The following is a 1,964-nucleotide window of genomic DNA, read 5'->3' as shown; positions in this document are numbered from 1 at the left end:
ATTGATTTTGATGTCGATGCGCTGCTCTCGACTTCTGAAAACCTTGTCGGGAAGCTGCACTTAGTTTCCAATTTCCAAACGATTCCTGAAGATGCCGTGCGGATCAAGCCCATTGAAAAAGAGCGCTTGAGTGCCAATCACAGTATTTATTACGAATATAACTTATGGAGCGAGATTAAGAATTTAACGTTCTTTGAAAAGTACAGCATCATGGTCGCGGTCTTTATTTACGTATTGAGTACCGTAGTACTGTTTTATGTCAACATGCACACCGAACGTCGCTACTTTAAAGATCTTGCTGCAAGAGACCCAATGACAGGGCTGCTCAACCGCAGAGGAATGCAGGCCGTTTGGCGTAATAAAATGACGAAGAAGAACGTGGCATTGGCTGTGTTCGATATCGATAACTTTAAGAACATTAATGACTCGCTGGGTCATCACATCGGTGACAAAGTCATCCAAGAAGTTTCTGCACGTTTAAAACGACTGCTGCCAAACCAAGCGATCATCGGCCATCTTGGCGGTGATGAGTTCGGCATCATCCTTCCTGAGCCAGAAAACTCGCGCATGGCAGAAGTGTTATCAGATCGCATTATTTCTTTGATAAACCAACCTTTTGATCTGCACCATTTCAGTAAACGTCTTGCCTGCTCAATTGGTAGCGTCCGCTATCCGGAAGATGGGCAGGATGCTCGTATCTTGCTACAAAACGCCGATACCGCGATGTACGAAGCCAAAGATCGCGGACGAAACCGTCTGATCAAATTCAATGACCAAATGAACAAAGAAGCGCGTATGCGTTTGTGGCTCGAAATCGAACTGCAAAAAGCCCTGCAGCAAAATGGTCTTGAAGTTTGGTATCAACCCAAAGTGAACGCCCGTGATTTCAGTATCAATGGCGCTGAGGCTTTAGTACGTTGGAAACATCCGGTTGAGGGCTACATTAGCCCAGGATCATTTATTCCTGTGGCGGAACGAGCAGGTTTGATTGAGCATCTGGGCCGCGTGGTGATGCGTGATGTATTCAACACCGTAAAACGCTGGAAACAACAAGGCATTTTGCCGGGTCGCGTCGCGATCAACCTGTCTCCAGAACAGTTTGGCAACCCTCAGTTGATCGACTTTATGGAGAAGCTGCTGCGCACAACCGAACTTGATCCAAGTTGCATCACGTTTGAGCTAACGGAAAGCGCGGTGATGAGTGACAGCGAACATACGCTGCAAATGCTGAATGCGATTAAAAAGCTGGGCTTTGCTTTATCGATCGACGACTTTGGTACTGGGTACTCGTCGCTGTCTTATTTAGCTCGTTTCCCGATTGATGAACTAAAAATCGACCGAGCATTCATTAATGACATTGATGCCCTGCCAAAACAGGTGACCGTCATCGAGAACATCATCAACTTGGGCAAATCTTTGGAACTAACGGTCGTTGCAGAAGGCGTAGAAACGCATCAGCAAGCTACTTTACTTTCCAACCTTCAATGTAACTCGATTCAAGGTTTTCATTTCTACCGACCTCAACCAAAACATGAAATCGAAGAGTTGTTTGTGCAAAACCGCCGCCACAAAAACTGATCCCCCTACGTCGCCAAATCAAACCTTTACCCCTACTCTCAAGGGGTAAATATTGAGTTTATTGAGCTAAACCTAACTTAGGTCAAATTAGCTATTCATAATTCTTCATAAAATGCGGGCACCTTTTCCTTCTCTATGATTGTGAGCATATGGAACTCTTGTGTCCTGCGGGTAACCTGCCTGCGCTAAAAACCGCGATTGATTGCGGTGCAGATGCCGTGTACATCGGCTTCAAAGACGATACCAACGCGCGTCACTTTGCTGGTTTGAACTTCAACGGTAAAAAGCTAGAAAAGGCCGTGCAATATGTGCATGACCACAACAAAAAGATCCACGTTGCACTCAATACCTTTGCCCATCCAAACGGTTTTGAACGCTGGACGAAC

2 protein-coding genes are annotated in these 1,964 nt (G+C 45.8%); both read left to right on the top strand.

Annotated features, from left to right (window positions below):
- Nucleotides 1-1,578: putative bifunctional diguanylate cyclase/phosphodiesterase (locus R7P69_RS24505; protein WP_318121719.1), on the top strand; the 1,578-nt coding region annotated here is incomplete at its 5' end.
- 149 nt (nt 1,579-1,727) lie between these two features.
- The coding region (locus R7P69_RS24500) for a peptidase U32 family protein (RefSeq protein ID WP_411978698.1) at nt 1,728-1,964 on the top strand (237 nt) is incomplete at its 3' end.

The organism is Vibrio sp. 661, from assembly GCF_033339315.1.
Taxonomy (GTDB): domain Bacteria; phylum Pseudomonadota; class Gammaproteobacteria; order Enterobacterales; family Vibrionaceae; genus Vibrio; species Vibrio alginolyticus.
Note: the sequence above shows the minus strand (reverse complement) of the source record. Positions and strands in the feature narration are given on the sequence as shown.